Source organism: Variovorax sp. GW821-FHT10C12 (assembly GCF_059415405.1).
The window spans coordinates 36,866-60,883 of record NZ_JBWKNE010000013.1 but is presented as its reverse complement, the minus strand read 5'-3'; the positions used below and the strand labels follow the sequence as shown (position 1 = coordinate 60,883).

Below are 24,018 nucleotides of genomic sequence, written 5' to 3'. Positions count from 1 at the left end.
TGCGCCGAGGAGCGCAGCGTTTCGCGGATCAGGGCTCGCCCTTGTTTGAGCGAAGCGAGTTTGGGCGAGACCCCGCGGAACGTGAGCACCGCAGGTTGCCCGCAGCGAAGCGAAGGGACGCAGACAGCAGGGTCGCCTTTCTTTTGCCTACGTTTCTTTGGCGAAGCAAAGAAAAGTAGGTCGCCCGCCGGGGCGAGACCCGGCCTCGGAAAGCAAACCAGACCCACTAACCAGAAGTCACCCCCGAAACCGTTTCCGAGTCAAAGCCAAAGCAACCCAGAAAGCAACGACCGCATACAAAACCAAAACACCCGCATGCACCCACCACCCCTCAGGCCACCGATCCATAAACAGCGGCCGCACCAAAGCCACAGCATTGGTCAAAGGCAACCAGGCAGCCACAGAACGCACCACAGAAGGCAACTGCTCCAAAGGAAAAAACACCCCACTCAAAAACATCATCGGCGTCATGAACAACGTGAAGTAGTAGGTAAAAAAGTCATACCCCTTAGCCAACGCATTGAAGATCAACGCCACCGAAGAAAACGTGATCCCACACCCAATCAAAACCATCCAGGCCACGATCAACTTGGGGCTGTGACTGATCCCCAACCCCAACATCACAAACAAGATCGCAGTCACAGTAAAAATCGACTTGAACGCCGCCCACAACATCTCCGCAAGCACGATGTCATCCAGCCCCACCGGCGCATTCATGATCCCGTCCCAAGTCTTCTGCACATGCATCCGAGAAAACGCCGAATACAGCGCCTCGAAGCTCGCCGCATTCATCGCACTCATGCAGATCGACCCACTCGCCAGGAACAGGATGTAGGGCACCTGCGTGCCGTCCACCGTCACCTGCCCGACGAGTGCGCCCATGCCGTAGCCAAACGCCACAAGCCAGATCAGCGGCTCCGCGATGTTCCCGATCAGGCTCGGCAAGGCAAGCTTGCGCCACACCAGCAGGTTGCGCAAAAACACCGGCCACCATCGCATCGACAGTTCAGGCGCGCGCCACACGGAGGGTGAAGGCGGCACAGGTGCCTCGGGAGAAACAGCAGCAGAAGAAGCAGTGGTTGTATTCATAAAGAAGGCCTAGCCATCCTGGCGAATCTGTCGACCGGTGAGCTTGAGGAAAAGATCTTCCAGATTGGCCGGCCGATGAAAGGTGCGCAGCCCGCCGTGCTGCGTCAGCGCGTCGAGCAGACGCCGCGCATCCTGCGTGTAGAAGAACACCGTCTCTCCGCTCACCTCCACGCGCGCAGCCAGCGCCTGCAGCTCCGCCGAGCCGGCCAGCGACAGCGCCCCATTGCCATACACCTCGACCACATCAGGCTCCAGGTGCTCGGCAATCAGATCGCGCGGCCGGCCCTCGGCAATCTTGCGGCCATGGTCGAGCACCAGCAGCCGCGAACACAGGCGCTCGGCCTCGTCCATGAAGTGCGTGGTCAACAGGATCGACTTGCCCTGCTGCAACAGCACCTGCAGCCGTTCCCACATCAGGTGCCGCGCCTGCGGGTCGAGCCCGGTGGTGGGCTCGTCGAGCAGCAGCAACTTGGGGTCGTTCACCAGCGCGCGCGCCAGCGACAGGCGCCGGCGCATGCCGCCCGACAGCTCGCCGGGCTTGGCGTCGGCCTTGTGCGAGAGCGCGGCGAACTCCAGCAGCTGCGGCACGCGTGCGCGCACATGCGCCTTGCTGAAGCCGAAGTAACGGCCGTACACCACGAGGTTCTCGGCGCAGCTGAAGTCGGGGTCGAGGGTGTCGAACTGCGACACCACGCCCAGCTGCGCCTTGATGGCCAGCGCGTCGCGCGGCATCTGCAGGCCCAGCGCGTCGATGCTGCCGCCGTCGGGCGCGGTGAGGCCCAGGCACATGCGGATGGTGGTGGTCTTGCCCGCGCCGTTCGGCCCGATCACGCCCAGGCACTCGCCGGGCGCGATCTCGAACGAGAGGTCGTCGACGACCGTGGTCTCGCCGTAGCGCTTGCGCAGCCCACGGACCTGGAACAACGGGGAAGAAGACGAGGACGAAGGCGAGGAGGGGGTGGTGTGGGATGGCACGCGGCCATTCTGACGCAGCCGGCCGATTGGCGCAGCAGCTACATGCGCAAGCCGCTGAACTCGCTTTTCATCCAGTCGATGAAGGCCCGCGTGCGCGCCGGCAGCAGCCGCGCGTTCGGGTAGATCACGCTCACCGGCCGGGGCGCGGGCTCGTAGTCTTCGAGCACCAGCTGCAGCCGACCCTGCGCCACGTGCGGAAGCACCTGGTAGGAGAAGAAGGTGCCGAAGCCCATGCCGGCGGCGCAGGCCTCGATGGCGGGCGCGAGGTGGTTGAACTCCAGGCGGTTCTCGGGCGTGACGTGCACGGTCTTGCCGCCGTCGCGGAACGCCCATTGGGGCGGTGCATCGATGCGCCCGCGCACGCAGGGCGCACCCGCCAGGTCGCGCGGATGGCGCGGCACGCCGTGTTGCGCCAGGAAGGCGGGGCTGGCCGCCACCACGCGGCGGATGGTGCCCAGGGTCTGCGCCACCAGCGACGAGTCTTCGAGCGGGCTGATGCGGATGCCGACGTCGATGCCTTCTTCGAGCAAATTCACCGTGCGGTCGTGCAGCCGCACGCTGCAGCGCACCTTCTCGTGGCGCTGCATGAAACGCACGATGGCCGGCGCCACGTACATGTGGCCGAACAGCACCGGCGCGGTGATGACCAGCTGCCCGGCGGGCTCGCGCGCCTCGGCCTTCAGCGCCTGGTCGGCGGCGTCGGCCGCGAGCAGCACCTCGCGCGCGCTCGGCAGGTAATGGCGGCCCTCCTCGGTGAGCGACAGGCGCCGCGTGGTGCGGTGGAACAGGCGCACGCCCAGGTGCGCCTCGAGCGCGGCGAGCGCGCGCACCACGGCGGGCAGCGAACTGCCGAGCGCCTCGGCGGCGCGGGTCAGGCTGCCCTGGTCGGCAATCTGCACGAAGGTCTGCATGGCTTTGAAGCGATCCATGACGCGATTAAACCGGAAAACGCAGCAGTCAAATCCGGCAAAGGCTATTCATTCATTTGGTGGAATAGAGAAGAATCGAGGCCATACCCAACCGAAGGACTCTTCATGACCGAGAACAGCACCAACACCCGTCAGCCCGCCCAGCCCATCCAGCTCTTCGGCAGCGCCATCTCGGGCCACGTGCACCGCGTGCGCTTCTTCCTCTCGGTGCTGGGCCTGCCCTTCGAGATCGTCGAGCTCAACCTGCGCCAGCGCGAGCACCGCACGCCGGAGTTCCTGGCGCGCAACCCCTTCGGCCAGGTGCCGGTGATCGAGGACGGCGAGGTCACGCTGGCCGACTCCAACGCCATCCTCGTGTACCTCAACGAACGCTACGCCCCCGACCCGGCGCGCTGGATGCCGCGCGACCCGGTGGGCGCGGCGCGCGTGCAGCGCTGGTTCTCGGTGGCGGCGGGCCCGCTGGCCTACGGCCCGGCGGCGGCGCGCATCATGGTGCTGTTCGGCGTGGACGCCGACCGCACCGAGACCGTCAAGCGCTCGCACGCGCTGCTCTCGGTGATGGAAACCTGCCTGTCCGAGCAGCCCTTCCTCGCCGGCCCGTCGGCCACGCTGGCCGACATCGCGAACTACGCCTACGTGGCCCATGCGCCCGAGGGCAGCGTGTCGCTCGACGCCTATCCGCAGCTGCGCGCCTGGCTGGCGCGCGTGGAAGCCTTGCCGGGGTTCGTGCCGATGGTGCGTTCGCCGGTCGGCCTGGCGGTGGCGTCATGATCGCCGCGCCCTTCCACGCCGGCGAGCGCGCGCTGCAGTCGCTCGTGGGCTCGCGCGAGCAGATGGAGGTGGCGGGCCCGCGCGTGATCCGCGACTACATGCCCGACCAGCACCGCGAGTTCTTCGCGCTGCTGCCGTTCCTCGTGGTCGGCAGCCTCGATGCCGAGCTGCAGCCGTGGGCCAGCATGCTCGCCGCGCCGGCCGGCTTTGCACACTCGCCCGACGCCACGCACCTGCGCATCGACGCACTGCCGGACGCCGGCGATCCGCTGACGGCCCAGCTCGCGCCCGGCGCCACGCTGGGGCTGCTGGGCATCCAGCCGCACACGCGGCGGCGCAACCGCATGAACGGCACGGTCGAGGCGCTCGATGCGGTGGGCTTCATGGTCGAGGTGCAGCAGAGCTTCGGCAACTGCCCGCGCTACATCCAGGCGCGCGAGCCGGTGTTCGCCGCGCCGCCGGCCAACGAGCCCGCCGTGCAGTGGCTCGACACGCTCGACCTCGCGGCCGAGCGGCTCATCGGCGCGGCCGACACGCTGTTCATCGCCACGGCGTACCCCGACGCGGTGGCGGCGGGCGACGCGGCCGATGCGCGCTCGCACGGCGTCGACGTGTCGCACCGCGGCGGTCGGCCTGGCTTCGTGCGCGTCGATGCGGGCGGCGTGCTCACCGTGCCCGACTTCAACGGCAACCGCTTCTTCAACACGCTGGGCAACCTGCAGGCGCACCCGCGCGCGGGTCTGCTGTTCGTCGATTTCGACACGGGTGAGCTGTTGCACCTGAGCGCCACGGCGGAGATTGTCATGGAGGGGCCCGAGGTGGCCGCGTTCGAAGGCGCGGAGCGGCTCATGCGCTTTCACGTCACGCGCGCGCTGCGCCGTCCGGCCGCGCTGCCGCTGCGCTGGGGCGAGGCCGCGTTGTCGCCGCACCTGGCGGGCACGGGGCGCTGGGCCGCGCACTGACTCAGTCGAAGACGGGAATGCGCCCGTTGACCGATGGGCGGTAGTGCCAGCCGAGCGTGTCGAGATCGGAGGCGCTGTGTTGGCGCAGCAGCGCTTCGAGGCCAGCAGCAGCCAGCGTGCAGGCCAGCGCCTGCCCCGGGCAGGCATGCAGGCCATGACCGAAGCCAAGCACGCGACGCTGCGCGCGCACGGGCATGAAGCGGTCGGGCTCGGGGTTGAACGCCGGATCGCGCTGCGCCGAGGCCAGCAGCACCAGCACCGCATCGCCCGCCGCCAGCGAGGTGCCGGCGATCTCGACGGGCTCGATCGCGAAGCGGCGCGTGTTCTGCACCGACGGGTCGTGGCGCGATGTCTCTTCCACGATGGCGAGCAGCCCGTCGCGCGTGCGTGCCAGCGGGCGCAGCGCAGGCTCGCGCACCAGCGCAACGAGGCTGTTGCCCAGCAGACCCGCGGTGGCGTCGCAGGTCTGCGAGAGCAGGCCCACGAGGTTGGCCAGCAGCGCGCGCGAGAGCGGCGCGCTTGCCGCGCTTTCGGCCAGCACCGCCGACAGCAGCGTGCCGTCGCGTGGCGAGGCGCTCGCGCTCAGGGTTTCGAAGCGGTTCATCAGTTCGCCGGCCGCCATGCTCGCCGCCTGCAATTGGTCTGCGTTCGACAGCGGCGAGAGGCAGGCGACGAAGTCGCGCATCCAGCGGTCCACCTGCGGCAGCGTCGCACCGTCGAACCCGAGCAGGTGCGCCATCGCCCGCACGGGCAGCGAAAACAACGCCTCGGACAGCGGAGCCTGCGCAGGCAGCTGCTGCGCCACGTCGAGCGCGGCGGCGTGCGCCGCCTGCAGGTCGAGTCCGGCCAGCGCGCGCTGCAGTGCCGGCCGGTGCGCCTGGTGCGCGGGGCCGTCGTTCATGCGCACGAGGTGACCGAACACCTCGCCCGCCGGGCTGCCCACGATCGCGCGCGGCACGGGCTCGGCGGCAGGGCGCACGCGCAGCGCCCCGTGGGCCTGCAGCACCTGCATGACGACATCGGCGCGGCTCGCGACCCACACGCGCAAGCCTTCGTGCCACGCGAGAGCCGGGCCGTCGCGCAACGTGGCGTAGTACGGGTACGGGTCGGCATGCGTGGCGGCGGCGACCGGGTCGGCGGGATGAGTGAGCGTGGCGGTGTTCATGGCGCGCAGTGTGCGTTCGCCGCCGCCGACACACTTCGGCCGCGAACGAAGTGTGGGATGCGGCGCCGCCTTAGGATGCCCGCATGGACGACACCACCGCTTCCGACTTCCAGCTCGCCCGCCTCGCCGGCGCCATCGCCGAGCCGGCGCGCGCCCGCATGCTGAACTGCCTGATGGACGGCCACGCCCGCACCGCCACCGAGCTCGCCACCGTGGCCGAGGTGGCCGCTTCGACCGCGAGCGCGCACCTCGCGCGCCTGAAAGAAGAGCGGCTGGTCGAGGTGCTCGTACAAGGCAAGCACCGCTACTTCCGCCTGGCCAGCGACGACGTGGCTGCCGCGCTCGAAAGCCTCATGGTGGTGGCCGGCGCACCGCGCCCCGCCGCTGCCGCCTTCCAGCCCAACACGCCGAGCCGCCTGCGCAGCGCGCGCACCTGCTACGACCACATGGCCGGCACCGCGGGCGTCGCGCTGCACGACCGCCTGCATGCGCAGGGCTGGCTCAGCGGCCTGGCGAGCGGCTCGTACGAACTCACGCCCGACGGCGCGATCGCGCTGGAGAGCCTGGGCGTCGAGGTCGACGCCGTGCGCCGTTCGCGCCGCCGCTTCGCTTGCGCCTGCCTCGACTGGAGCGAACGCCGCCCGCACCTGGGTGGCGCGCTCGGGGCCGCGTGGCTGCAGCTGTCGCTGCGGCGCGGCTGGGTGCGGCAGGAACTCGACGGGCGCGCGCTCACGCTCACGCCGAAGGCGCAGCGCGAGATGCCGGAACTGTTTGCTTGAAGGAGAGGGCGCTCAGGCTTTCAGCTTGAGCAGATAGATCAGCGGCCCGGCCATCGCAATGTCGAGCTCGAGAAAGCTCTCGAAGTCCTTGCCCGCCATCCAGTACGGGTCCCAGTTGTTGCGCCTGATGGTCTTCTGCCAGAGGTCGTGCGTGGTGGCGCGCTGCACGGCGTCGAGCAGCTGGCCGCGGCGGTAGGGCGGGACCTTCTTGCCGGTCATCACGCCGCGCCAGTTGGCCAGGTCGGCGTCCACGCCCTGCTGGCGCACCGACGAAATGCCCTGGAACGGGTGCTTGGACGACACGCCGATGGCGCGCAGCTTGCCGTTCGCGATGTTCTCGGCGAACTCGCTGTAGCCCGAGATGCCGACCGCCGCCTTGCCCGTGTCGAGCGCTTCGACCACCTGCGCGCCGCCCGGGTGCGGCTGGTAGTTCAGCGACGCCGAGGCGCCGGCCACGCGCGCCAGCATGCCGGCGAACATGTGGTCCACGCCGCCGGCCGAGCCGCCCGCGATGACCGTGTTGGCGGCATCGGCGCGCAGCTGGGCGATGAGGTCCTTGGGGGTCTTGATGGGCGAGTCGGCCTTGACGGCGACCACCTCGTAGTCGCTGGTCAGGCGCGCCACGGGCGACACGTGCGCCAGCGTGACGGCGGGCTTTTGCAGCGCGACCGCGCCGACCATCACCATGCCGCTGACCAGCAGCGCCTCGGGGTCGGCGTCGTACTTCTCGACGTACTTGGCCAGCCCGATGGTGCCGCCCTTGCCGCCGATGTTCTCGTAGGTGACGTTGCCCACGGCGCCCGAGGCCAGCAGGGCGGCGCCGAGGGCGCGGCCGGTCTGGTCCCAGCCGCCGCCTTCGTTGGCGGGAATGACGATGCGCAGCTTGCTGCTCAGCGGCGCGTCGGCCGCGCGGGCGTTGCCGGCCCACAGCGCGGCCTGGCCCGCACCGGCGGCTGCGGCCGAGGCTGCCAGCCAGGTGCCGAAACGGCGGCGGGACAGGGGAAGGGCGGCGGCAGGCAGCGAAGACGGGCGCATCGTGTTTCCATTTGTGTACGTGACAGCCAATGATGTCCGCGAAACAAGGCAAACACGCCCTCGCCCGCACAGGGAGAAACCCTGAGGGGAAAAAAGGGGCGAAAGGCGTCGGAGCCTACTGGAAAGCCACTTCCGCGAAGCTTCGCAGCTTGCGGCTGTGCAGCCGGGTCGTGCCTTCCTCGCGCAGGATCTCGATGGCGCGCATGCCGATGCGCAGGTGCTGCTCCACGCGCTCGCGGTAGAAGTGGTTGGCCATGCCGGGCAGCTTGATCTCGCCGTGCAGCGGCTTGTCGCTCACGCACAGCAGCGTGCCGTAGGGCACCCGGAAGCGGAAGCCGTTGGCCGCGATGGTGGCGCTTTCCATGTCCAGCGCCACGGCACGGCTCTGGCTGAAGCGGCGCTGCGGCTGGTTGCCGGGCAGCAGCTCCCAGTTGCGGTTGTCGGTGCTGGCCACGGTGCCGGTGCGCATGATCTTCTTCAGGTCGGGGCCTTCGCACTTCGTGACGTCGGCCACCGCCTGTTCGAGCGCGAGCTGGATCTCCGACAGCGCCGGGATCGGCACCCACAGCGGCAGCTCCTCGTCGAGCACGTGGTCCTCGCGCACGTAGGCGTGGGCCAGCACGTAGTCGCCCAGCTGCTGCGTGTTGCGCAGGCCGGCGCAGTGGCCCAGCATCATCCAGGCGTGCGGGCGCAGCACGGCGATGTGGTCGGTGATGGTCTTGGCGTTGGCCGGGCCCACGCCGATGTTGGTCATGGTGATGCCGCTGTAGTCCTCGCGCACGAGGTGGTAGGCCGGCATCTGCGGCAGGCGCGGCGGCGCGGTGCCCTGGCTGCCGTCCAGCAGGTGGGCGAAGGTGTCGCTGTGGCCCGCGGCCAGCCCGCGCCGGCGCGTGATCACGTTGCCGGGCTCGATGAAGGCGATGTACTCGCTGTTCTCGTCGGCCATGGCCTCGTGGCCCAGGCGCACGAACTCGTCGATGTAGAACTGGTAGTTGGTGAACAGCACGAAGTTCTGGAACCACTCGGGCGCCGTGCCCGTGTAGTGGCGCAGGCGGTGCAGCGAGTAGTCGACGCGCGCCGCCGTGAACAGCGACAGCGGCTGCGGCTCGCCGGGCAGCGCCTCGAAGGTGCCGTTGGCAATGCCGTCGTCCATGGCGCCCAGGTCGGGCAGGTCGAACACGTCGCGCATGAGGGCGCGGCGCTCGGCGCTCATCGTGCCTTCGATGTGGTCGTTCTCGGCGAACGAGAAGTGGATCGGAATGGGCTGCGTGCTGGTGCCGACCTCGATCTCGACCTGGTGGTTTTCCAGCAGCAGGCGGAACTGGTCGAGGTAGTAGCGCGAGAACAGGTCGGGCCGCGTCAGCGTGGTCTCGTAGCGGCCGGGGCCGGCCACGAAGCCGTAGCTCAGGCCGGCGTTGGCCGGCGGCGTGTGGCGCGAGACGGTGTGCGTGTGCACCCGCACGAACGGGTAGCAGGCCCGCACCCGGCCTGGCAGCGCCTCGCCGGCGACGAAGCGCAGCATCGATTCGCGCAGGTGGGCCAGGCCGCCCTGGTAGATGGCTTTGACCTGGTCGAGCGCCTCGGCGGCGTCGGTGAAACGGGCGGGAGCGACAAAGGTGGGCATGTAGGGCATGCCGTCATTGTGCAATGCGCCCGTGTCGATGGGGAGGCCAGACGGTCAGTCCAAAAGGCAGGCCAGCACCTTGGCCAGCATGTCGTCCACGTCCGTGGCCTGCACCGCGCCGGGCAGGGCGACGTCGCCGTGCATCACGAACACCGGCTTGCCCCATTTCAGGCCCATCGCCATCTCCGACAGCGTGCCCATGTTGCCGCCGATGGCGACCAGGCACACGCCGCTGCGCGCGATGATGCCGTTGCGCATCTCGCCCATGCCGGTGGGAATGGCCACGCTGAGCCATTCGTTGGCATGGCGGTCGTCGTCCTCGGGCAGGATGCCCACGGCGATGCCGCCGGCCTCCACCGCGCCGCGCGAGGCCGCGGCCATCACGCCGCCGCGCCCGCCGCAGACCACCGCCATGCCCGCGCCGGCCAGCGCATGCGCCACCGCGTAGGCGGCCTCGCATTCGGCCGGGCCACCGTCGCCCGGGCCGAGCATCGCCACCGGCTGGCGGTGGCGCTGCGGCCCCCACTGCCGTTGCGCCAGGCGCGTCAGCGCCTCAGTGACCGGCGCCGACAGCACCGCGCTCGCGCCTTCGTGTAAAGACATCGCCCACTCCCATCACGACCACACACACCACCATCAGCACCAGCGACAGGGCCGCCGCCACCGCGAAATCGGACCCGCCGTCGCCCACCTGCGCGAGCAGCATCAGCGGCAGGATGTTCAGCTGCGTGCCCACCAGCGCCAGCGCCGTGCCGTAGGTGCCCATGGCAATCGCGGCCACCATGCAGGCGTTCGACAGCACCGAGGGCAGCACCTCGGGCAGCACCGTGTCCCGGAAGGCGCGCGCCTTCGAGGCGCCCAGCGTGCGCGCCGCCTGCGCCGGGCGCAGGTCGAGGTTGGCGAACACCGGGTACAACGACAGCGCCACGCGCGGGATCAGGTAGTAGGCATAGGCCAGACCCAGGCCCGACACGCTGTAGATCCAGCTGCCGATCACGGCCGGGTCGGCGCCCAGCCCTGCGAGCAGCTGCGTCACGAAGCCCGCGCGCCCGAACGCGAGGATGAAGCCGTAGGCGATCACCAGCCCCGAGAACGCCAGCGGCAGGCCCAGCAGGGTCATCATCCATTGGCGCCGGCCCTCGGGCTGGCGCGCCAGTTCGATGGCGATGCAGGTGCCCACCAGCGCCGAGATCGCGCCCGCCGCCAGGCCCAGGCCCAGCGTGTTGCGCAGCGCGCCGAAGAACAGCGGGTTGCCGAACAGTCGCCCGAAGGCGCTGCCGCCCTCGCCGAAGGCCTCGGGCAGCAGCGCCGCCAGCGGCACCGCGAAGAAGAGCGCCATGAAGGCCCAGGCGGGCCAGGCGCCGAAGCGTCGCATCACGGCCTCTTACTTGCCCAGCGCGGCCTGCGCCCAGAGCTTGTCGACCTCGGCCTTGCGCTCCGAGGCCTTCACCACGTCCAGCGGCTTGATCTGCGGTGCGGCCGGCATCTTGGCCGCGACATCGGCCGACAGCGGCGTGCCCGGCACGGCGGGCCGCACGAAGCCCTGCGCGAACAGCGACTGGCCGGCCTCGCTCATGATGAAGTTGAGCCACAGCTTGCCGGCGTTCGGGTTCGGGCCGTTCTTCACGAGGCTGATGGCGTACGGCGCGGCCACGCTGGCTTCCTTCGGGATCACGACCTCGACCGCGTCGCCCATGCCGTCGACATGCTTGGCCTTGAGGCCGTCGTTCTCGTAGCTGATCCACACCGGGATCTCGCCTTTCAGGAACTTGGCATACGGCGTGGTGCCTTCCACGCGCAGCACGTTGCCGGCCGCATGCAGCTTGCCCAGGTAGTCGGTGCCGGGCTGCACGTTGTCGACGCTGCCGCCGTTGGCGTAGGCCGCGGCGAAGGTCAGCACCTGGCCGATGCCGGTGGAGCGCGGGTCGAGGTACACCACCGTGCTCTTGAACTCGGGCTTGAGCAGGTCGGCCCAGCCCGTGGGCACGTTCTTCACCAGCTTCTTGTTCACGAGGAAGGCGATGTTGAGCGTGTGGATGGTGAACCAGCGGCCCTCGGCCTCGCGGAACACGGCCGGCAGCTTGTCGAAGTTGACGGGCTTGAAGGGCGCGACCACGTCCTTCTTCGCGGCATCGACGGCCGAGGCGGCGAAGTAGTAGGCGGTGTCGGCTTGCGGGCGGCGCTTGGTCTTTTCGAGCGCGACCACGGTGGCGGCCGAGCCGATGTCGTTGTAGGTCAGCTCGATCTCGGGGTAGCGCTTCTTGAAGTCGCGGAACAGCGACTTCCAGTTGGCCCATTCGGGGCCGGTGTCGAAGGAGACGCACAGGCCTTCCTTCTGCGCTTCGGCGTACAGCGCCTTCTCGCCCGCGTAGAGCTCGGGGCCGTCGAAGGCGAAGGCGGTGCGCGCAAGGGACAGCACGGGCAATGCGCCGGCGGCCTGGATCAGATGTCTGCGTTGCATGGGGGCTCCTTGGAAGGAAAAGGTCAGTGGTCGAGCAGGCGAAGGTGTTCGGGAGCGATGGCGATCGCTTCGGCGGCTGGTGCTGCGGACTCGGCGAGGAAGGGCTTTCCGGCACCCGCCACGTCGAAGTCGTAGCGCGTGAGCGCGCCCAGGTAGCGCTGCGCGCCGGTGCGGCCGGCCAGGCGGTTCACGCTGTCGGGCGTCGGGTCGGGCTGGATGTGTTCGGGCCGCACCAGCACATGCACCGGCGTGCCGAAGGGCCGGTTGCCGGTCTCGGCGAAGAGTTCGGCAAAGCCCATGTCGAGCCGGCCCGGCGAGGCCACCTTGGCGGGCAGGATGGTCGAGAGCCCGACGAACTCCGCCACCGCGCGGCTCGCGGGGTGCTCGTAGATCTCGCGCGGCGTGGCGATCTGCAGCAGGCGGCCGTCCTTGAGCATGGCCACGCGGTCGGCCATCACCAGCGCTTCTTCCTGGTCGTGCGTGACCAGCAGCGTGGTCGCGTTGAAGCGCTGCTGGATCGCGCGGATCTGGTCGCGCAGATGGCCGCGCACGCTGGCGTCGAGTGCCGACAGCGGTTCGTCGAGCAGCAACGCGCGCGGATCGATGGCGAGCGCACGGGCCAGCGCCACGCGCTGCTGCTGGCCGCCCGAGAGTTGCGCCACGGCGCGCTGTGCATGGTCGCCCAGCCCGACGATGTCGAGCAGCTCCTGCGCGCGCTGGCGGCGCGGGGCCGTGTCCACCTTGCGCAGCTTGAGCCCGTAGGCCACGTTGTCGAGCACGCTCAGGTGCGGGAACAGCGCATAGCTCTGGAACACCATGCCGATGTGGCGCTGGTGCACCGGCGTGCGCGACATGTCGTCGCCGCCGAGCACGATGCGGCCCGTGTGGCCGGTCTCCAGCCCCGCCACCAGCTTGAGCAGCGTCGACTTGCCCGAGCCGCTGGGCCCGATCACCGCCACGAGTTCGCCCGTGCGCACGTCGAGCGACACGTCGTGCAGGCCGTGCGCGCTGCCGGGGTAGTTGTAGCTGACGTTGTCGAGTAAGAGGCTCATGCGCGCTGCTTCACCAGAGAAGAGGAAAGAAGGGCCGACGCGCTCGCCAGCACGAGAAGGATGACGGTCGCCGCGCAGGCAAAGCCCGTCGCGCCGTAGAAGGCCTGCAGCAGCACCACCGGGTAGGTGCGGTTCTGGAAGCTCGTGAGCAGGTTCGACAACCCGAACTCGCCCACCGAGATGGCCGCCACCATCACCAGCCCGCTGATCAGGCTCTGGCGCAGGCTGGGCAGCACGATGCCGGTGAACTGCTGCCAGCCCGAGGCGCCGAGCGTGGCGGCGGCCTGCTCGAGCCGCCCGAGGTCCAGGTGGCGCAGGTCGGTGAGCAGCGTGTTCGTGAGGTAGGGCAGCGTGAGGATCGCGTGCGCGGCGATCAGCAGCGGCATCGAGCCCAGCCAGGGTGCGAGGTCGGTGTTGAACACGATCATGTAGCCGAAGGCCAGCGTGATGGTCGGCACCGCGACCGGCGTGGCGCTCACGATGCGCGCCGCGATGCTGCTGCCGCGCCGCGCGCCGTGGTACAGCGCATAGGCCAGCGGCAGCGCCAGCACCGTGTTGATCGCGCAGGCCGCCATCGCCACCACGAGGCTGCTCACGAAGGCCTTGCGGAACGAGGTGTCCAGCCACAGGTCGACATACCACTGCCCGGTGATGCCCGTGGGCAGCAGCGTGTTGGTCCAGTTGCCGCCGAAGCTGCCGATCGCCAGCAGGGCGATGGGCAGCAGCAGGTACAGGCCGTAGACGAGCGAGATGCCGCGAATCAAGGGGGTGTCTCCGAAGGTCTTGCGCACCCGGCATACTTTCCGGATGCTCTACTTTTTGCCCACGGCGGATTGCCGCGTTCCAGCGAATTCTAGGAAGCAGATGCACACTTATGGGTGAAAGTTGGATGACGACACTTGAGCAATCGGCAAGTGTTTTTCACACGACTTTCATCAACCGGAGCCAGGCATGAAACGCGACTGCCCCACCATCCAGGAACTGCTGGCCTTCGACGCCGTGGCGCGCCAGCAGAGCATCACGCTCGCGGCCGGTGCCCTGTGCATCACCGTGAGCGCCGTCAGCAAGCAGATCGCGGGGCTCGAGGCTTTCCTGGGCCGCGAGTTGCTGCAGAAGAATGGCCGCGGCGTGCAGCTCACGCCGCAGGGGCGCGTGTACTGGCAGAAGATCTCAGGCGGCCTGCGCGCCATCGAGACCGCGACCTTCGAGGCGCGCTCGGGCGATGCCGGCGCCGGCCTGCTCACGCTGGCCAGCGTGCCCACCTTCCTCACCAAATGGCTCATTCCGCGCCTGCCGGCCTTCAGCCAGAAGAGCCGCCACGTGATGCTGAGCTTCAGCCGCCACCTGGAGCCCAGCGACGGCATCCCGGCCGGCGTCGATGCCGCCATCCGCTACGGCCCCGACGGCTGGCCCGGCGTGGTGTCCGAGTACATCGCGGGGCGCGAGTTCGTGCTGATCGTGGCGCGTGCGCTGGTCGAGGGGCGCCACCGCATCGTGCAGCCCATCGACATCGTCGGCCACACCTTGCTGCACCACGAGGGCGCGCCCACCGCCTGGCGCCAGTGGGCCGCGCAGCACGGCGTGCCCGAGGTGCAGACCGTGGCCGGCCCGCGCTTCGCGCAGTACTCGGCGCTGATCCAGGCGGCGCTCAACGGGCTGGGCATCGGCCTCGTGCCCAAGCTGCTGGTGCAGGAAGAGCTGGCCGAAGGCGCGCTGCTGAGCCCCTGCGGCACGCCGGTGCGCGTGGACCAGGGCCACTACCTGTGCTACCGGCCCGACCGCCTCGACCTGCCGGCCTTCGCGGCGTTTCGCGAATGGATCATGGACGAAGGGCAGAAGTCGCGCGGCGTGGAGACCGAGGCATGAAGCGGCCGTCTTCGCTACGCTCCGTCCACGGAACAACCAAGGAATCGAATCGATGAAAGTCGCAGTCATGGGTGCCGGCGCGGTCGGCTGTTACTACGGCGCCATGCTGGCGCGCGCGGGCCACGCGGTGGTGCTGATCGGCCGGCCTTCGCATGTGGAGGCGGTGCGTGCGAACGGGCTGCGACTGGAGACGAAGGCCTTCGATGAACAGGTGCGCCTCGAGGCCAGTACCGAGGCCGGTGCCGTGCAGGGCGCCGACCTGGTGCTGTTCTGCGTGAAGTCCACCGACACCGAATCGGCCGCCGCGCAGATCCAGCCGCACCTCGCGCCCGGCGCGCTGGTGCTCACGCTGCAGAACGGCGTCGACAACGACGCGCGCGTGCGCGCGGCGCTGCCGTCGCACGACGTGGCCGCCGCCGTGGTCTACGTGGCGACCGAGATGGCGGGGCCGGGCCACGTGAAGCACCACGGCCGCGGCGAGCTGGTGATCGCGCCCTCGCGCCGCAGCGACGAGGTCGCGCAGGCACTGATCGCGGCGGGCGTGCCCACGCAGATTTCCGACAACGTGCGCGGCGCGCTGTGGGCCAAGCTGGTGCTCAACTGCGCCTACAACGCGCTGTCGGCCGTGTCGCAGCTGCCCTACGGCGAGCTCGTGCAGGGCACGGGCGTGACGGACGTGATCCGCGACGTGGTCGCCGAATGCCTCGCGGTGGCGAAGGCCGAGGGCGTGGTGATTCCGGGCGACGTCGACGCGGCGGTGCGCGGCATCGCGCAGTCGATGCCCTCGCAGTACTCGTCGACCGCGCAGGACCTCGCACGCGGCAAGCGCAGCGAGATCGACCACCTCAACGGGCTGGTCGTGCGGCGCGGCGAGGCGCTGGGCGTGCCGACGCCGGCGAACCGGGTGTTGTTCGTGATGGTGAAGCTGCTGGAAGACAAGCAGCATGGGGCTCGCCTCTAGCCTCGACGGTTGGCGCGACTTCTGTATCATTTTGAAACGCGCCTCGCACGGCGCGACACGACGGGGTCTGCCACTCCGTTCCCACACAAGAAGCGCTGGAGGAAATCATGTTCGGACGGATGCAACAGGCCATCGTGCGGCCTTGGGGGGTGTTTTGCCTGACGGCCGTTCTGGCGAGCGCTGCGGTGGCGCAGACCGCCGAACCTCAGCAGGCCCATGTCATTTCAAAGCAGTGGCACGCGGACTACGAGGTCGCGTCGGACGGCCGGTCCACGATGACCTATGCATCGGCGAACCAGGTGCTTCACGCGAGCGCGCTGGAAGACGCGAAGTCCTTGTCCTTCTCGTACAGCACGAGCATCCAGAAGGGCGAGATCCTGGAGGCCTACACGTTGAAGGCCGATGGACGGCGCATTGCGGTGCCTGCGACCAACTACCAGACCGAGGTCAACAACGGGCGTGACGGTGCGAAGCCGCTTTTCTCGGACTACACGCGACTCTCGGTGGTGTTTCCGGACGTGGCCGTGGGAGATACGGTCGGGGTGAAGTACCGGGTGGCAGACAAGGAGCCCATCTTTCCGGGCGCTTTCTCGGTCGTCCAGTCGTTCTCGCCCGCCACCGTCTATGAAGATGCTCGCATCACGGTTCGTTTCGCCAAGCCACTTGCCCTGAAGTTCGAAAGCCACAACCTGCAGGAAGAAGCCGCCCGCGAGGACAACGGCCTTCAGGTGCGTGAGTGGCGCTACCGCAATCCTGTGCCGCGGACCTATGACGAGGCGGACGAAGGAATCTGGCGCCTGGAGGAATTTCCGGTGCTGATGGTGAGCACCTTCCCGAGCTACGAGTCGATCGCCAAGGCCTATGGCGACCGCGCTTTGCCCAAGGCCGAGCCCACGGCCCGTGTGACGACACTGGCGAAGTCCATCGTGGGTGACCAGACCGACCCGCTCACACGCGCCCGGCTGCTGTACGAGTGGGTGTCCCGCAATATCACCTACGGTGGCAATTGCATCGGCGTGGGAGCGGTCGTGCCACGAGACACCGACACGGTGCTCGACAACAAGATGGGCGACTGCAAGGACCACGCGACGCTGCTGCAGGCACTGTGGCGCGCGGCCGGTATCCGGGGCGAGCAGGTACTGATCAATGCCGGCAACCAACTCGACCTGCCAGCCACGCCCGTCGTGTCCATGGTCAATCACGTCATCAACTATCTGCCCGACTGGAAGATCTACCTGGACGCGACGGCCAAGGAGATTCCCTTCGGTTACCTGCCGAATGGCTCGCATGGCAAACCGGTTCTTCATGTCGGAGCGGCCACGACATTGGCGACCATCCCGCCTTCGGCCCCCGATCGCACGCAGCAGCATGTGCGGACCCGGCTTCGCATCGGCGCCGATGGCAGCGCGACGGGCGATATCCAGATCAGCCTCAAGGGAACACGGGCCGCGCAAATGCGCACCTACATGCGTGACCTGAAAGCGGCCACCGTTCGCGACTTCGTTCGACGCACGCTGTCGGGCTCCGGCTTCAAGGCCAAGGGCGAACTCGATCGCGGCGATCTGTCCGAGGCCAAGGCCCTGTCGGACGAATACGCGTTCGGCTTTACCTTCGAGATCGACAACTACCTGCAAGCCGGCACTTCCGGCGCCTTCCGGTTGGCGCCCGTCGTGAACCTGCCGCTGTCCGTTGCCGGCTTTGCGTTCAAGGGGGAGCAGGCCCCCGTGACGCGGCGCCACTACTGCGAAGGCTTCAAGATCGATGAGAGCTACGACATCGAACTGGCGCCCGGCGTGAGCTTTGCGCAACTCCCGGAATCGTTGACGAAGCGCGGGCGGTATCTCGAGTTTGCGAGCAGCTACAAGCGCACGAAGAACGGCGTGCGTGTGGTGCGTGAACTGTTCGACAAGACGCCGGAAGGTGTGTGCACGGCAGACTTCATGAATGCCTGGCAGGCCGAAGTCGAGCCGATTGCACAGAACCTGAAGTCACAGGTCTTCTACAAGCGCAAGTCGCGCTGAGTTCTCCAACGTGCGTCGGATGTCTGGCTGTCTGTGCCGGCCATCCCGACAACGAGACCGCCTGACTCGGGTCTCCCCAGCGTCCGGAGGCTCCGCGCTTTCTGGCTGGTCAGCCGGGCATCGGTTCGCGCATGGTGACGAACTCTTCGGCCGCCGTCGGATGGATGCCGATGGTGCTGTCGAAGAGCGCCTTCGTCGCACCCGCGCGCATCGCCACCGCGAAGCCCTGCACCACCTCGCCCGCGTCCGCGCCCACCATGTGCAGGCCCACCACGCGGTCGCTCTTCTTGTCGACCACGAGCTTCATGAAGGTGCGCTCGCTGCGGCCCGAGAGGGTGTGGCGCAGCGACTTGAACTCGCTGGAGAACACGGTGACCTCGCCGAACTTCGCGCGCGCGTCGATCTCGCTGTAGCCGCAGGTGCCGATGTTCGGGTGGGTGAAGACGGCGGTGGGAATGAACTCGTAGTCCATGCCGCGCTTGCCTTTGCCGAACAGCGCATCGACCACCACCATCGCTTCGGCCAGCGCCACGGGCGTGAGCTGCACGCGGGTCGACACGTCGCCCACCGCGTAGATCGACGGCACCGAGGTGCGGTAGTGCGCATCGACCGCGATCGCGCCCTTGGCGTCGAGCTTCACGCCCGCCGCCTCGAGGCCGAGCCCTTGTGTGTTGGGCACGCGGCCGGTGGCGAAGAGCACGGTGTCGGCCTCGATCTGCTGGCCGCGCGCGAGCGTGACCACGAGGCCGTCGGGGCCGCGCGCGATCGACGAGGCCTCGCAGTTCAGGCGCACGTCGACGCCGGCCTTGCCCATCTCGCCGGCCAGAAACTGGCGCACGTCGTCGTCGAAGCCGGTCAGCAGGTGGGCGCGGCGGTGCAGCTGCGTCACCTTGGACCCCAGGCCGTTGAAGATCGACGCGAACTCGCAGGCGATGTAGCCGCCGCCCACCACCAGCAGGCGCTTGGGGAACGGGTCGAGGTCGAACATCGCGTCGGAGGTCACGATGTGCTCGCGGCCAGGAATCTCGGGCACGAAGGGCGTGCCGCCGGTGGCCACCAGCAGGTGGCGCGCGGTGTGGCGCCTGCCTTCGATTTCCACCGTGTGCGCATCGACCAGCTGGGCCCAGCCGGTGACGAGCGTGACGCCCGAGTTCTTCAGCAGCGAGCCGTAGATGCCGTTGAGCCGGCTGATCTCCTTGGCGCGCTGGGCCTTGAGGTGGGCCCAGTCGAACTGCGGCGCCGACGGGAGCTTCCAGCCGTAGCCTTCGGCTTCCTCGAACGACTCGGCATAGCCGGCCGCGTAGCTGTAGAGCTTCTTCGGGATGCAGCCCACGTTGACGCAGGTGCCGCCGAGCTCGGCGGCCTCGGCCAGCGCGACGCGCGCGCCGGTCTGCGCCGCCATGCGCGCGGCGCGGACGCCGCCGCTGCCGCCGCCAATGACGAAGAGGTCGAAATCGAATGGTTGCATGTGAAAGACGCTCCTTGCGGCCGACTGTAGCGGCGGGGCGATGGCGGCGCTTCGCGCACGGGCATGGCCGTGAAGCACCGCGGCCTGCGAGGGTCTTTGCCGGGGGGCGCTTGACCCTGAAGCTGCTTCAGGGAATCCACTGCAGTCAGGCCCGCGGGAATTCATCGCCATCGGCGACGTTGCCACCGGCCTGTTGCACGACGCAAGGGAGAAACACATGGGCATGCTGGAACGACTCTTCGGTGGACATGGCGGCGCGCGCCACGGCGGTGGCGGCGGGCACCATGGCTCGCAAGGTGGCCATGGGTATGGCCGCGACGCACCGCCGCCGCCACCCGGCGGCAGCGCCTGCCCGGCCTGCCGCGCGGTGAACACGGCCGGTGCGCGCTTCTGCCAGCAATGCGGCACGTCGATGCTGCCCGCGGCCTGCCGGCAGTGCGGCACGGCGATGGCGCCCGGCGCGAAGTTCTGCGCGCAATGCGGGCAGTCGACGCAGGCGACGTAGCGCGGCTGACGTGCGAAAAATGGGGCGGGCCGACAGCGAGAATCCGCGCTTGTCGGCAATGAAGGAGGAGCCCCATGAAGAACGATTCCAACAGGCAGAAGAAAGACGGCACGACACTGGCCTGGCTGCCGGTCCTGGCGCTGTGCGCGATGGCCGTCGCGCCGGCCGGCGCGCAGCTCGCGCGCAAGCCGTCGTACTACCAGCAACAGAACCAGCCACAGCCCGAAGGGCCGGCCGCGCAACTCGTGCCGCGCCCGGCCGTGCCCGCCTCGTTGCCGGCACTGCGCAGCCAGGGCGATTTCGACACGCTGGCGCGCGTCTACGACGCCGGCACGCCGATGCAGCTGGCCCATGTGCTGTTCGCGATCGACCGGCAGGCCAGGCCGGCGCGCATGCACTACATCGACACGCCGCGCTTCCAGCTGCATGTGCGTTTCCTGCGCGACACGCGGCTCACGCCGAACACGGTCAAGCGCGAGATCGACCGCAACTACCTCGTGCCCGACCGCCGCTTTTTGTTCGGCACGCTGAGCTGGCAGCAGAACATCGGCACCTTCACCTACGAGTTCTGGGAAGGCGACCGGCTCACGGTGCCGCTGCTGCGCGAAGCCGAGGCACAGGTGAAGGCCAGCTTCTTCGCGCCGGTGAAGTTCAAGACCAACTCCACGCTGCACGAGCGCATCGCGAAGGAGGCCGGCATCGACTTCGTGAGCCAGGAAGCGCTGATCCGCGAGCAGCCCTTCCTGCCGATGAACCTGGGCACCGCCACCGGCCGCGTGCGCATCGTGAACGACGCCTCGGGCCTGAACGCGCTGTTGCCCGACGACATCGCCGTGCTGCGCGAGGTGCCGATCAACCTGCCGCCGGTGGCCGGCGTGCTGACCGAGCGGCCGTCCACGGCGCTGTCGCACGTCAACCTGCTGGCCAAGGGCTGGGGCATTCCGAACGCCTACGTGCGCGATGCCGCCACGGTGTTGAAGGCGCACGCGGGCCAGTGGGTGGCGCTGAAGGTGGCGGCCTCGGGCTACCAGCTGCGTCGCCTCACGCCGGAAGAAATCGCCGCGCTGCCGCCGCGCGCCGTGCGTGCCGCCGCCACCGGCGCACTGCCCGGCAGCAAGGCCGCGAAGCCGGACCTGCGCGAGACGCGCCTGCTGCCCTTGGCCTCGCTGCGTGCGCGCCACAGCGTGCAATGCGGCTCGAAGGCGGCCAACCTCGGCGCGGTGTTGGCCGCGCGCATTCCCTCGACCACGGTGCCCGACGGCTTCTGCATTCCGTTCGCGCACTACGACCGCTTCATGCGGTCGAACGGGCTGGCCGAGCGCATCGCGCGCATGCAGCAGCAGTCCGGCTTCGCGGGCGACCCGCAGGTGCGGCAAAAGGCGCTGGCGCAGCTGCGCGACGAGATCGTGCAGTGGCCCGTCGAGCCCGCCACCGCGGCGGCCTGGCGCGCGGCGTGGCAGGCGCAGCTGGGCGGGGGCGGCGTGTTCGTGCGCAGCTCGTCCAACTCGGAAGATCTGCCGGGCTTCAGCGGCGCGGGGCTCTACACGACGGTGCCCAACGTGAAGACCGGCGACGCGCTCGAGCTCGCGGTGAAGAAAGTGTGGGCCTCGGTGTTCAACCCCGAGGCCTGGGAGGCGCGCAGCGCCGCGGGCTTCGGCGCCGAATCGGTGCTGATGGGCGTGTTCGTGCAGACCGCCATCGACTCGACCAACGCCGGCGTGATGATCACGCGCGACCCCTTCGACGCGGGCCACCCGCACGTCACCTACATCTCGGCCAAGCGCGGCATCGGCATCCGCGTGGTCGAGGGCAAGCGCGTGGCGGAGCAGGTGATGTACTCGAGCTGGTCGAAAGCCATCCAGGTGCTCAGCCGCTCGGCCGAAGAGACGGCGCTGCAGCTGGACAAGGACGGCGGCGTGAAGGAAGTGCCCGTGGAAGTGGGCCGCCACGTGCTGACCGACGAGCTGGTGGTGCGGCTCGCCGCCGTGGGCGCGGCGGTGAAGCGCACCTTCAACGCGGTCGACCAGGACATCGAATGGGCGACCGTTGGCGACAAGATCGTGCTGCTGCAGGCGCGGCCGTATGTGGAGCGGCGCCGCTAGTTCGCAGCGCCCTCAGCCCGGCGTGGCACGCGGGCGGTGGCCCGGCAACGTGTTCAGCGGAATGCGCAGGTAGGCCACGCCGTTGTCGTCGGGCGGCGGCAGGCGGCCGCCGCGCACGTTGACCTGCATCGACGGCAGGATCAGCGTGGGCACTTCAAGCGTGGCGTCGCGCGCGGTGCGCATGCGCACGAACGCGTCTTCGCCGATGCCGTCGCGCACGTGGATGTTGTGGGCGCGCTGCTGCGCCACCGTGCTCTGCCAGCGCGGCTCGCGCGTGGCGGGCGGGTAGTCGTGGCAGACGTACAGCGTGGTCTCGGATGGCAGCGCGAGCAGCCGGCGCATCGAACGGTAGAGTTCGCGCGCGTCGCCGCCCGGAAAGTCGGCGCGCGCGCTGCCCAGGTCGGGCATGAAGAGCGTGTCGCCGACGAAGACCGCGTCGTCCACGAGGTAGGCCATGTCGGCCGGCGTGTGGCCGGGCACGCGCAGCGCCTGCGCCTCGATCTCGCCGATGTGAAAGCGCTCGCCGTCCTTGAACAGGTGGTCGAACTGGCTGCCGTCGGGCAGGAAGTCGCGTTCCAGGTTGTAGAGGCTGCGGAAGGTGGCCTGCACCGTGCGGATGTGCTCGCCGATGGCGATGCGCCCGCCGGCCTGCGACTGCACATGGCGCGCGCCCGAGAGGTGGTCGGCGTGCGCGTGGGTCTCCAGGACCCAGTCGACCTGCAGGGCCTGCGCACGCACGTAGGCCAGCAGGCGGTCGGCCGAGGCGGTGTCGGTGTGGCCGGAGCGGAAGTCGTAGTCGAGCACCGGGTCGATGACGGCGGCGCGCTTCGTGGCGCGGTCCCAAGTCACGTAGGACACCGTGCCCGTCGCGGGATCGAAGAAGGCCTGGGTGGTGGCGCGTGGGGGCATGGGGGTCGGGGTCATCGGCGCTCCTTCTGCGGTGCCTGGAGACCAGGCCGTCGTTCATTCAATCAAGCGACAAATATTATATGAATTAATATAATGTTATTTCGCGAACTGTCATTTCCCCATGAAGACCTCGACCCCCGCCATCGACCCCGAACGGCTGCGCAGCGCCGCCGGCCAGGCCGTCGCCGTGCTCAAGCTGCTGGCCCACGAGGCCCGGCTGCTGCTGCTGTGCCAGCTCTCGCAGGGCGAGATGTGCGTGAGCGACCTCGAAAGCACGCTGGGCATCCGCCAGCCGACCCTGTCGCAGCAGCTGTCGGTGCTGCGCACCGAAGGCGTGGTGGACACCCGCCGCGAGGGCAAGAACATCTACTACCGCGTGGCCGACCCGGCCCTGCTCGAGATCCTGGCGGTGCTGTACCGCCTCTATTGCCCGAAGGAGAACTGAAGATGCCCACCATCGACTGGCCGCATTTCACGCCGTGGGCCGCACTGGCCGGCGGCGTGCTCATCGGCCTGGCCGCCGCGATGTTCGTGCTGCTCAACGGGCGCATCGCCGGCATCAGCGGCGTGCTGGGCGGCCTGCTGCGCCCCGCGAAGGGCGACGTGGCCTGGCGCGCGGCCTTCGTGCTCGGGCTGGTCGGTGCGCCGCTCGTGTACGGGCTGTTCGCCGTGCTGCCCGCGGCGCAGATCGACGCGGGCTACGGCACGCTTGCGCTGGCCGGCCTGCTGGTGGGCGTGGGCACGCGCTACGGCGCGGGCTGCACCAGCGGCCACGGCGTGTGCGGGCTGGCGCGGCGCTCGCCGCGTTCGCTGGTCGCCACGCTGGCGTTCATGGCCGCGGGGTTCGCCACGGTGTTCGCGGTGCGCCACCTGTTGAACTTCTGAACCGGGAGACCTGCCATGTGGACCGCCATTGCTTCCTTGCTCGCCGGCCTTGTCTTCGGGCTCGGCCTCATCGTCTCCGGCATGGCCAATCCGGCCAAGGTGCTGGGCTTTCTTGACCTGGGCGGGGCCTGGGACCCGTCGCTCGCCTTCGTGATGGCCGGCGCGGTGGCGGTGAGCACCGTCGGCTTCCTGCTCGCGGGCCGTCGCAAGGCCTCGCTGCTCGGTGGGCCGCTCGCGCTGCCCAGCCTGCGCCACATCGACCGCCGCCTGGTCGGCGGCAGCCTGCTGTTCGGCGTCGGCTGGGGCATCGCGGGCTTCTGTCCCGGCCCCGCGCTGGTCTCGCTCGGCACGGGCGAGACCAAGGCGCTGGTCTTCGTGGGCGCCATGCTGCTGGGCATGGGCCTGTTCGAGCTGCTTGAGCGCCGCCGCTTCGCGCGGCGCCCGGCCTCAGCCTGAGAA

At 69.1% G+C, this 24,018-nt stretch carries 24 protein-coding genes; 11 read left to right on the top strand and 13 right to left on the bottom strand.

What is annotated here, in order from left to right:
- Positions 1-237 precede the first annotated feature (237 nt).
- The 3 genes from AC07OH_RS30945 to AC07OH_RS30935 are packed head-to-tail and all read right to left on the bottom strand — an operon-like array spanning position 238 to position 2,993.
- Entirely contained in the window at positions 238-1,089 is an 852-nt protein-coding gene (locus AC07OH_RS30945) for an ABC transporter permease (protein ID WP_495303231.1), read from the bottom strand.
- 9 nt (positions 1,090-1,098) lie between these two features.
- Positions 1,099-2,064 (bottom strand): ATP-binding cassette domain-containing protein, encoded by a 966-nt coding sequence (locus AC07OH_RS30940; protein ID WP_235926963.1) that lies wholly within the window; start codon positions 2,062-2,064, stop codon positions 1,099-1,101.
- Positions 2,065-2,102: 38 nt separating this feature from the next.
- Positions 2,103-2,993 (bottom strand): LysR family transcriptional regulator, encoded by an 891-nt coding sequence (locus tag AC07OH_RS30935; RefSeq protein WP_495303230.1) that lies wholly within the window; start codon positions 2,991-2,993, stop codon positions 2,103-2,105.
- A 105-nt stretch (positions 2,994-3,098) separates the two neighbouring features.
- Here AC07OH_RS30935 and AC07OH_RS30930 point away from each other — a divergent pair, with 105 nt between their 5' ends.
- Both AC07OH_RS30930 and AC07OH_RS30925 read left to right on the top strand, forming a co-directional pair.
- Positions 3,099-3,764: a glutathione S-transferase family protein gene (locus AC07OH_RS30930; protein ID WP_495303229.1), complete on the top strand. Its 666-nt coding sequence runs from the start codon at positions 3,099-3,101 to the stop codon at positions 3,762-3,764.
- Positions 3,761-4,726 (top strand): flavin-nucleotide-binding protein, encoded by a 966-nt coding sequence (locus AC07OH_RS30925; RefSeq protein WP_495303228.1) that lies wholly within the window; start codon positions 3,761-3,763, stop codon positions 4,724-4,726. The genes AC07OH_RS30930 and AC07OH_RS30925 overlap by 4 nt, the downstream gene beginning before the upstream one ends.
- Before the next feature lies 1 nt (position 4,727).
- Here the strand turns inward: AC07OH_RS30925 and AC07OH_RS30920 are convergent, their stop codons facing one another.
- On the bottom strand, positions 4,728-5,891 hold the full coding sequence (locus AC07OH_RS30920; RefSeq protein ID WP_495303227.1) for a cytochrome P450: 1,164 nt from the start codon (positions 5,889-5,891) through the stop codon (positions 4,728-4,730).
- A gap of 83 nt (positions 5,892-5,974) precedes the next feature.
- Here AC07OH_RS30920 and AC07OH_RS30915 point away from each other — a divergent pair, with 83 nt between their 5' ends.
- A complete protein-coding gene (locus AC07OH_RS30915) occupies positions 5,975-6,670 on the top strand; it encodes an ArsR/SmtB family transcription factor (RefSeq protein WP_492737159.1) in 696 nt (231 codons plus the stop codon).
- Positions 6,671-6,682: 12 nt separating this feature from the next.
- On the opposite strand, the gene AC07OH_RS30910 is transcribed toward AC07OH_RS30915, so the two are convergent.
- The 7 genes from AC07OH_RS30910 to AC07OH_RS30880 all read right to left on the bottom strand — a co-directional run bounded on the left by AC07OH_RS30910 (position 6,683) and on the right by AC07OH_RS30880 (position 13,606).
- Positions 6,683-7,705, bottom strand: a complete 1,023-nt coding sequence (locus AC07OH_RS30910; protein WP_495303226.1) for a Bug family tripartite tricarboxylate transporter substrate binding protein — start codon at positions 7,703-7,705, stop codon at positions 6,683-6,685.
- Positions 7,706-7,820: 115 nt separating this feature from the next.
- Entirely contained in the window at positions 7,821-9,338 is a 1,518-nt protein-coding gene (locus AC07OH_RS30905) for an AMP nucleosidase (RefSeq protein WP_489061101.1), read from the bottom strand.
- A gap of 45 nt (positions 9,339-9,383) precedes the next feature.
- Entirely contained in the window at positions 9,384-9,932 is a 549-nt protein-coding gene (locus AC07OH_RS30900) for a TIGR00725 family protein (protein ID WP_062481403.1), read from the bottom strand.
- A complete protein-coding gene (locus AC07OH_RS30895; protein WP_095747076.1) occupies positions 9,883-10,704 on the bottom strand; it encodes an ABC transporter permease in 822 nt (273 codons plus the stop codon). Before AC07OH_RS30895 ends, AC07OH_RS30900 begins: the two co-directional genes overlap by 50 nt.
- 9 nt (positions 10,705-10,713) lie before the next feature.
- Entirely contained in the window at positions 10,714-11,790 is a 1,077-nt protein-coding gene (locus tag AC07OH_RS30890; protein WP_062481407.1) for an extracellular solute-binding protein, read from the bottom strand.
- 23 nt (positions 11,791-11,813) lie between these two features.
- Positions 11,814-12,842 (bottom strand): ABC transporter ATP-binding protein, encoded by a 1,029-nt coding sequence (locus AC07OH_RS30885; RefSeq protein ID WP_495303225.1) that lies wholly within the window; start codon positions 12,840-12,842, stop codon positions 11,814-11,816.
- Positions 12,839-13,606, bottom strand: coding sequence for an ABC transporter permease (locus AC07OH_RS30880; RefSeq protein ID WP_495268035.1), 768 nt, complete (start codon positions 13,604-13,606; stop codon positions 12,839-12,841). Before AC07OH_RS30880 ends, AC07OH_RS30885 begins: the two co-directional genes overlap by 4 nt.
- Positions 13,607-13,793: 187 nt before the next feature.
- On the opposite strand from AC07OH_RS30880, the gene AC07OH_RS30875 reads away from it, so the two are divergent.
- From AC07OH_RS30875 to AC07OH_RS30865, 3 genes are all read left to right on the top strand, one after another.
- Positions 13,794-14,708, top strand: a complete 915-nt coding sequence (locus tag AC07OH_RS30875) for a LysR substrate-binding domain-containing protein (RefSeq protein WP_070061858.1) — start codon at positions 13,794-13,796, stop codon at positions 14,706-14,708.
- A gap of 52 nt (positions 14,709-14,760) precedes the next feature.
- Positions 14,761-15,669: a ketopantoate reductase family protein gene (locus AC07OH_RS30870; RefSeq protein ID WP_495303224.1), complete on the top strand. Its 909-nt coding sequence runs from the start codon at positions 14,761-14,763 to the stop codon at positions 15,667-15,669.
- Between the two features lie 107 nt (positions 15,670-15,776).
- Positions 15,777-17,690: a DUF3857 domain-containing transglutaminase family protein gene (locus AC07OH_RS30865; RefSeq protein ID WP_495303223.1), complete on the top strand. Its 1,914-nt coding sequence runs from the start codon at positions 15,777-15,779 to the stop codon at positions 17,688-17,690.
- 109 nt (positions 17,691-17,799) lie between these two features.
- On the opposite strand, the gene gorA is transcribed toward AC07OH_RS30865, so the two are convergent.
- Positions 17,800-19,158, bottom strand: a complete 1,359-nt coding sequence (gene gorA / locus AC07OH_RS30860) for a glutathione-disulfide reductase (RefSeq protein WP_495303222.1) — start codon at positions 19,156-19,158, stop codon at positions 17,800-17,802.
- A 223-nt stretch (positions 19,159-19,381) separates the two neighbouring features.
- On the opposite strand from gorA, the gene AC07OH_RS30855 reads away from it, so the two are divergent.
- Complete coding sequence (locus AC07OH_RS30855; RefSeq protein ID WP_492683658.1) at positions 19,382-19,663, top strand: double zinc ribbon domain-containing protein; 282 nt, start codon at positions 19,382-19,384, stop codon at positions 19,661-19,663.
- Positions 19,664-19,812: 149 nt separating this feature from the next.
- Positions 19,813-21,765, top strand: coding sequence for a PEP/pyruvate-binding domain-containing protein (locus tag AC07OH_RS30850; protein ID WP_495303232.1), 1,953 nt, complete (start codon positions 19,813-19,815; stop codon positions 21,763-21,765).
- 12 nt (positions 21,766-21,777) lie between these two features.
- Here AC07OH_RS30850 and AC07OH_RS30845 read toward each other — a convergent pair whose 3' ends face one another.
- Complete coding sequence (locus AC07OH_RS30845; protein ID WP_495303221.1) at positions 21,778-22,689, bottom strand: MBL fold metallo-hydrolase; 912 nt, start codon at positions 22,687-22,689, stop codon at positions 21,778-21,780.
- A gap of 106 nt (positions 22,690-22,795) precedes the next feature.
- On the opposite strand from AC07OH_RS30845, the gene AC07OH_RS30840 reads away from it, so the two are divergent.
- Genes AC07OH_RS30840 through AC07OH_RS30830 form a run of 3 tightly spaced genes read left to right on the top strand, consistent with a single transcriptional unit; the run spans position 22,796 to position 24,015 of the window.
- Positions 22,796-23,119 (top strand): ArsR/SmtB family transcription factor, encoded by a 324-nt coding sequence (locus AC07OH_RS30840; protein WP_492683655.1) that lies wholly within the window; start codon positions 22,796-22,798, stop codon positions 23,117-23,119.
- Between the two features lie 2 nt (positions 23,120-23,121).
- Entirely contained in the window at positions 23,122-23,559 is a 438-nt protein-coding gene (locus tag AC07OH_RS30835) for a YeeE/YedE family protein (protein WP_495303220.1), read from the top strand.
- A 15-nt stretch (positions 23,560-23,574) separates the two neighbouring features.
- Positions 23,575-24,015 (top strand): DUF6691 family protein, encoded by a 441-nt coding sequence (locus tag AC07OH_RS30830; protein ID WP_495303219.1) that lies wholly within the window; start codon positions 23,575-23,577, stop codon positions 24,013-24,015.
- The last annotated feature ends 3 nt before the right edge of the window (positions 24,016-24,018 follow it).

What these genes read in the sequence shown, in the direction of transcription:
- AC07OH_RS30865 (WP_495303223.1), top strand. Translation starts at nt 15,777, where the DNA reads ATGTTCGGACGGATGCAACAGGCCATCGTGCGGCCTTGGGGGGTGTTT.
- AC07OH_RS30840 (WP_492683655.1), top strand. Translation starts at nt 22,796, where the DNA reads ATGAAGACCTCGACCCCCGCCATCGACCCCGAACGGCTGCGCAGCGCC.
- AC07OH_RS30850 (WP_495303232.1), top strand. Translation starts at nt 19,813, where the DNA reads ATGGCCGTCGCGCCGGCCGGCGCGCAGCTCGCGCGCAAGCCGTCGTAC.
- AC07OH_RS30900 (WP_062481403.1), bottom strand. Translation starts at nt 9,932, where the DNA reads ATGTCTTTACACGAAGGCGCGAGCGCGGTGCTGTCGGCGCCGGTCACT.
- AC07OH_RS30905 (WP_489061101.1), bottom strand. Translation starts at nt 9,338, where the DNA reads ATGCCCTACATGCCCACCTTTGTCGCTCCCGCCCGTTTCACCGACGCC.
- AC07OH_RS30910 (WP_495303226.1), bottom strand. Translation starts at nt 7,705, where the DNA reads ATGCGCCCGTCTTCGCTGCCTGCCGCCGCCCTTCCCCTGTCCCGCCGC.
- AC07OH_RS30885 (WP_495303225.1), bottom strand. Translation starts at nt 12,842, where the DNA reads ATGAGCCTCTTACTCGACAACGTCAGCTACAACTACCCCGGCAGCGCG.
- AC07OH_RS30915 (WP_492737159.1), top strand. Translation starts at nt 5,975, where the DNA reads ATGGACGACACCACCGCTTCCGACTTCCAGCTCGCCCGCCTCGCCGGC.
- AC07OH_RS30875 (WP_070061858.1), top strand. Translation starts at nt 13,794, where the DNA reads ATGAAACGCGACTGCCCCACCATCCAGGAACTGCTGGCCTTCGACGCC.
- AC07OH_RS30845 (WP_495303221.1), bottom strand. Translation starts at nt 22,689, where the DNA reads ATGACCCCGACCCCCATGCCCCCACGCGCCACCACCCAGGCCTTCTTC.
- AC07OH_RS30830 (WP_495303219.1), top strand. Translation starts at nt 23,575, where the DNA reads ATGTGGACCGCCATTGCTTCCTTGCTCGCCGGCCTTGTCTTCGGGCTC.
- AC07OH_RS30935 (WP_495303230.1), bottom strand. Translation starts at nt 2,993, where the DNA reads ATGGATCGCTTCAAAGCCATGCAGACCTTCGTGCAGATTGCCGACCAG.
- AC07OH_RS30870 (WP_495303224.1), top strand. Translation starts at nt 14,761, where the DNA reads ATGAAAGTCGCAGTCATGGGTGCCGGCGCGGTCGGCTGTTACTACGGC.
- AC07OH_RS30835 (WP_495303220.1), top strand. Translation starts at nt 23,122, where the DNA reads ATGCCCACCATCGACTGGCCGCATTTCACGCCGTGGGCCGCACTGGCC.
- AC07OH_RS30895 (WP_095747076.1), bottom strand. Translation starts at nt 10,704, where the DNA reads ATGCGACGCTTCGGCGCCTGGCCCGCCTGGGCCTTCATGGCGCTCTTC.
- AC07OH_RS30945 (WP_495303231.1), bottom strand. Translation starts at nt 1,089, where the DNA reads ATGAATACAACCACTGCTTCTTCTGCTGCTGTTTCTCCCGAGGCACCT.
- AC07OH_RS30890 (WP_062481407.1), bottom strand. Translation starts at nt 11,790, where the DNA reads ATGCAACGCAGACATCTGATCCAGGCCGCCGGCGCATTGCCCGTGCTG.
- AC07OH_RS30930 (WP_495303229.1), top strand. Translation starts at nt 3,099, where the DNA reads ATGACCGAGAACAGCACCAACACCCGTCAGCCCGCCCAGCCCATCCAG.
- AC07OH_RS30855 (WP_492683658.1), top strand. Translation starts at nt 19,382, where the DNA reads ATGCTGGAACGACTCTTCGGTGGACATGGCGGCGCGCGCCACGGCGGT.
- AC07OH_RS30925 (WP_495303228.1), top strand. Translation starts at nt 3,761, where the DNA reads ATGATCGCCGCGCCCTTCCACGCCGGCGAGCGCGCGCTGCAGTCGCTC.
- AC07OH_RS30920 (WP_495303227.1), bottom strand. Translation starts at nt 5,891, where the DNA reads ATGAACACCGCCACGCTCACTCATCCCGCCGACCCGGTCGCCGCCGCC.
- gorA (WP_495303222.1), bottom strand. Translation starts at nt 19,158, where the DNA reads ATGCAACCATTCGATTTCGACCTCTTCGTCATTGGCGGCGGCAGCGGC.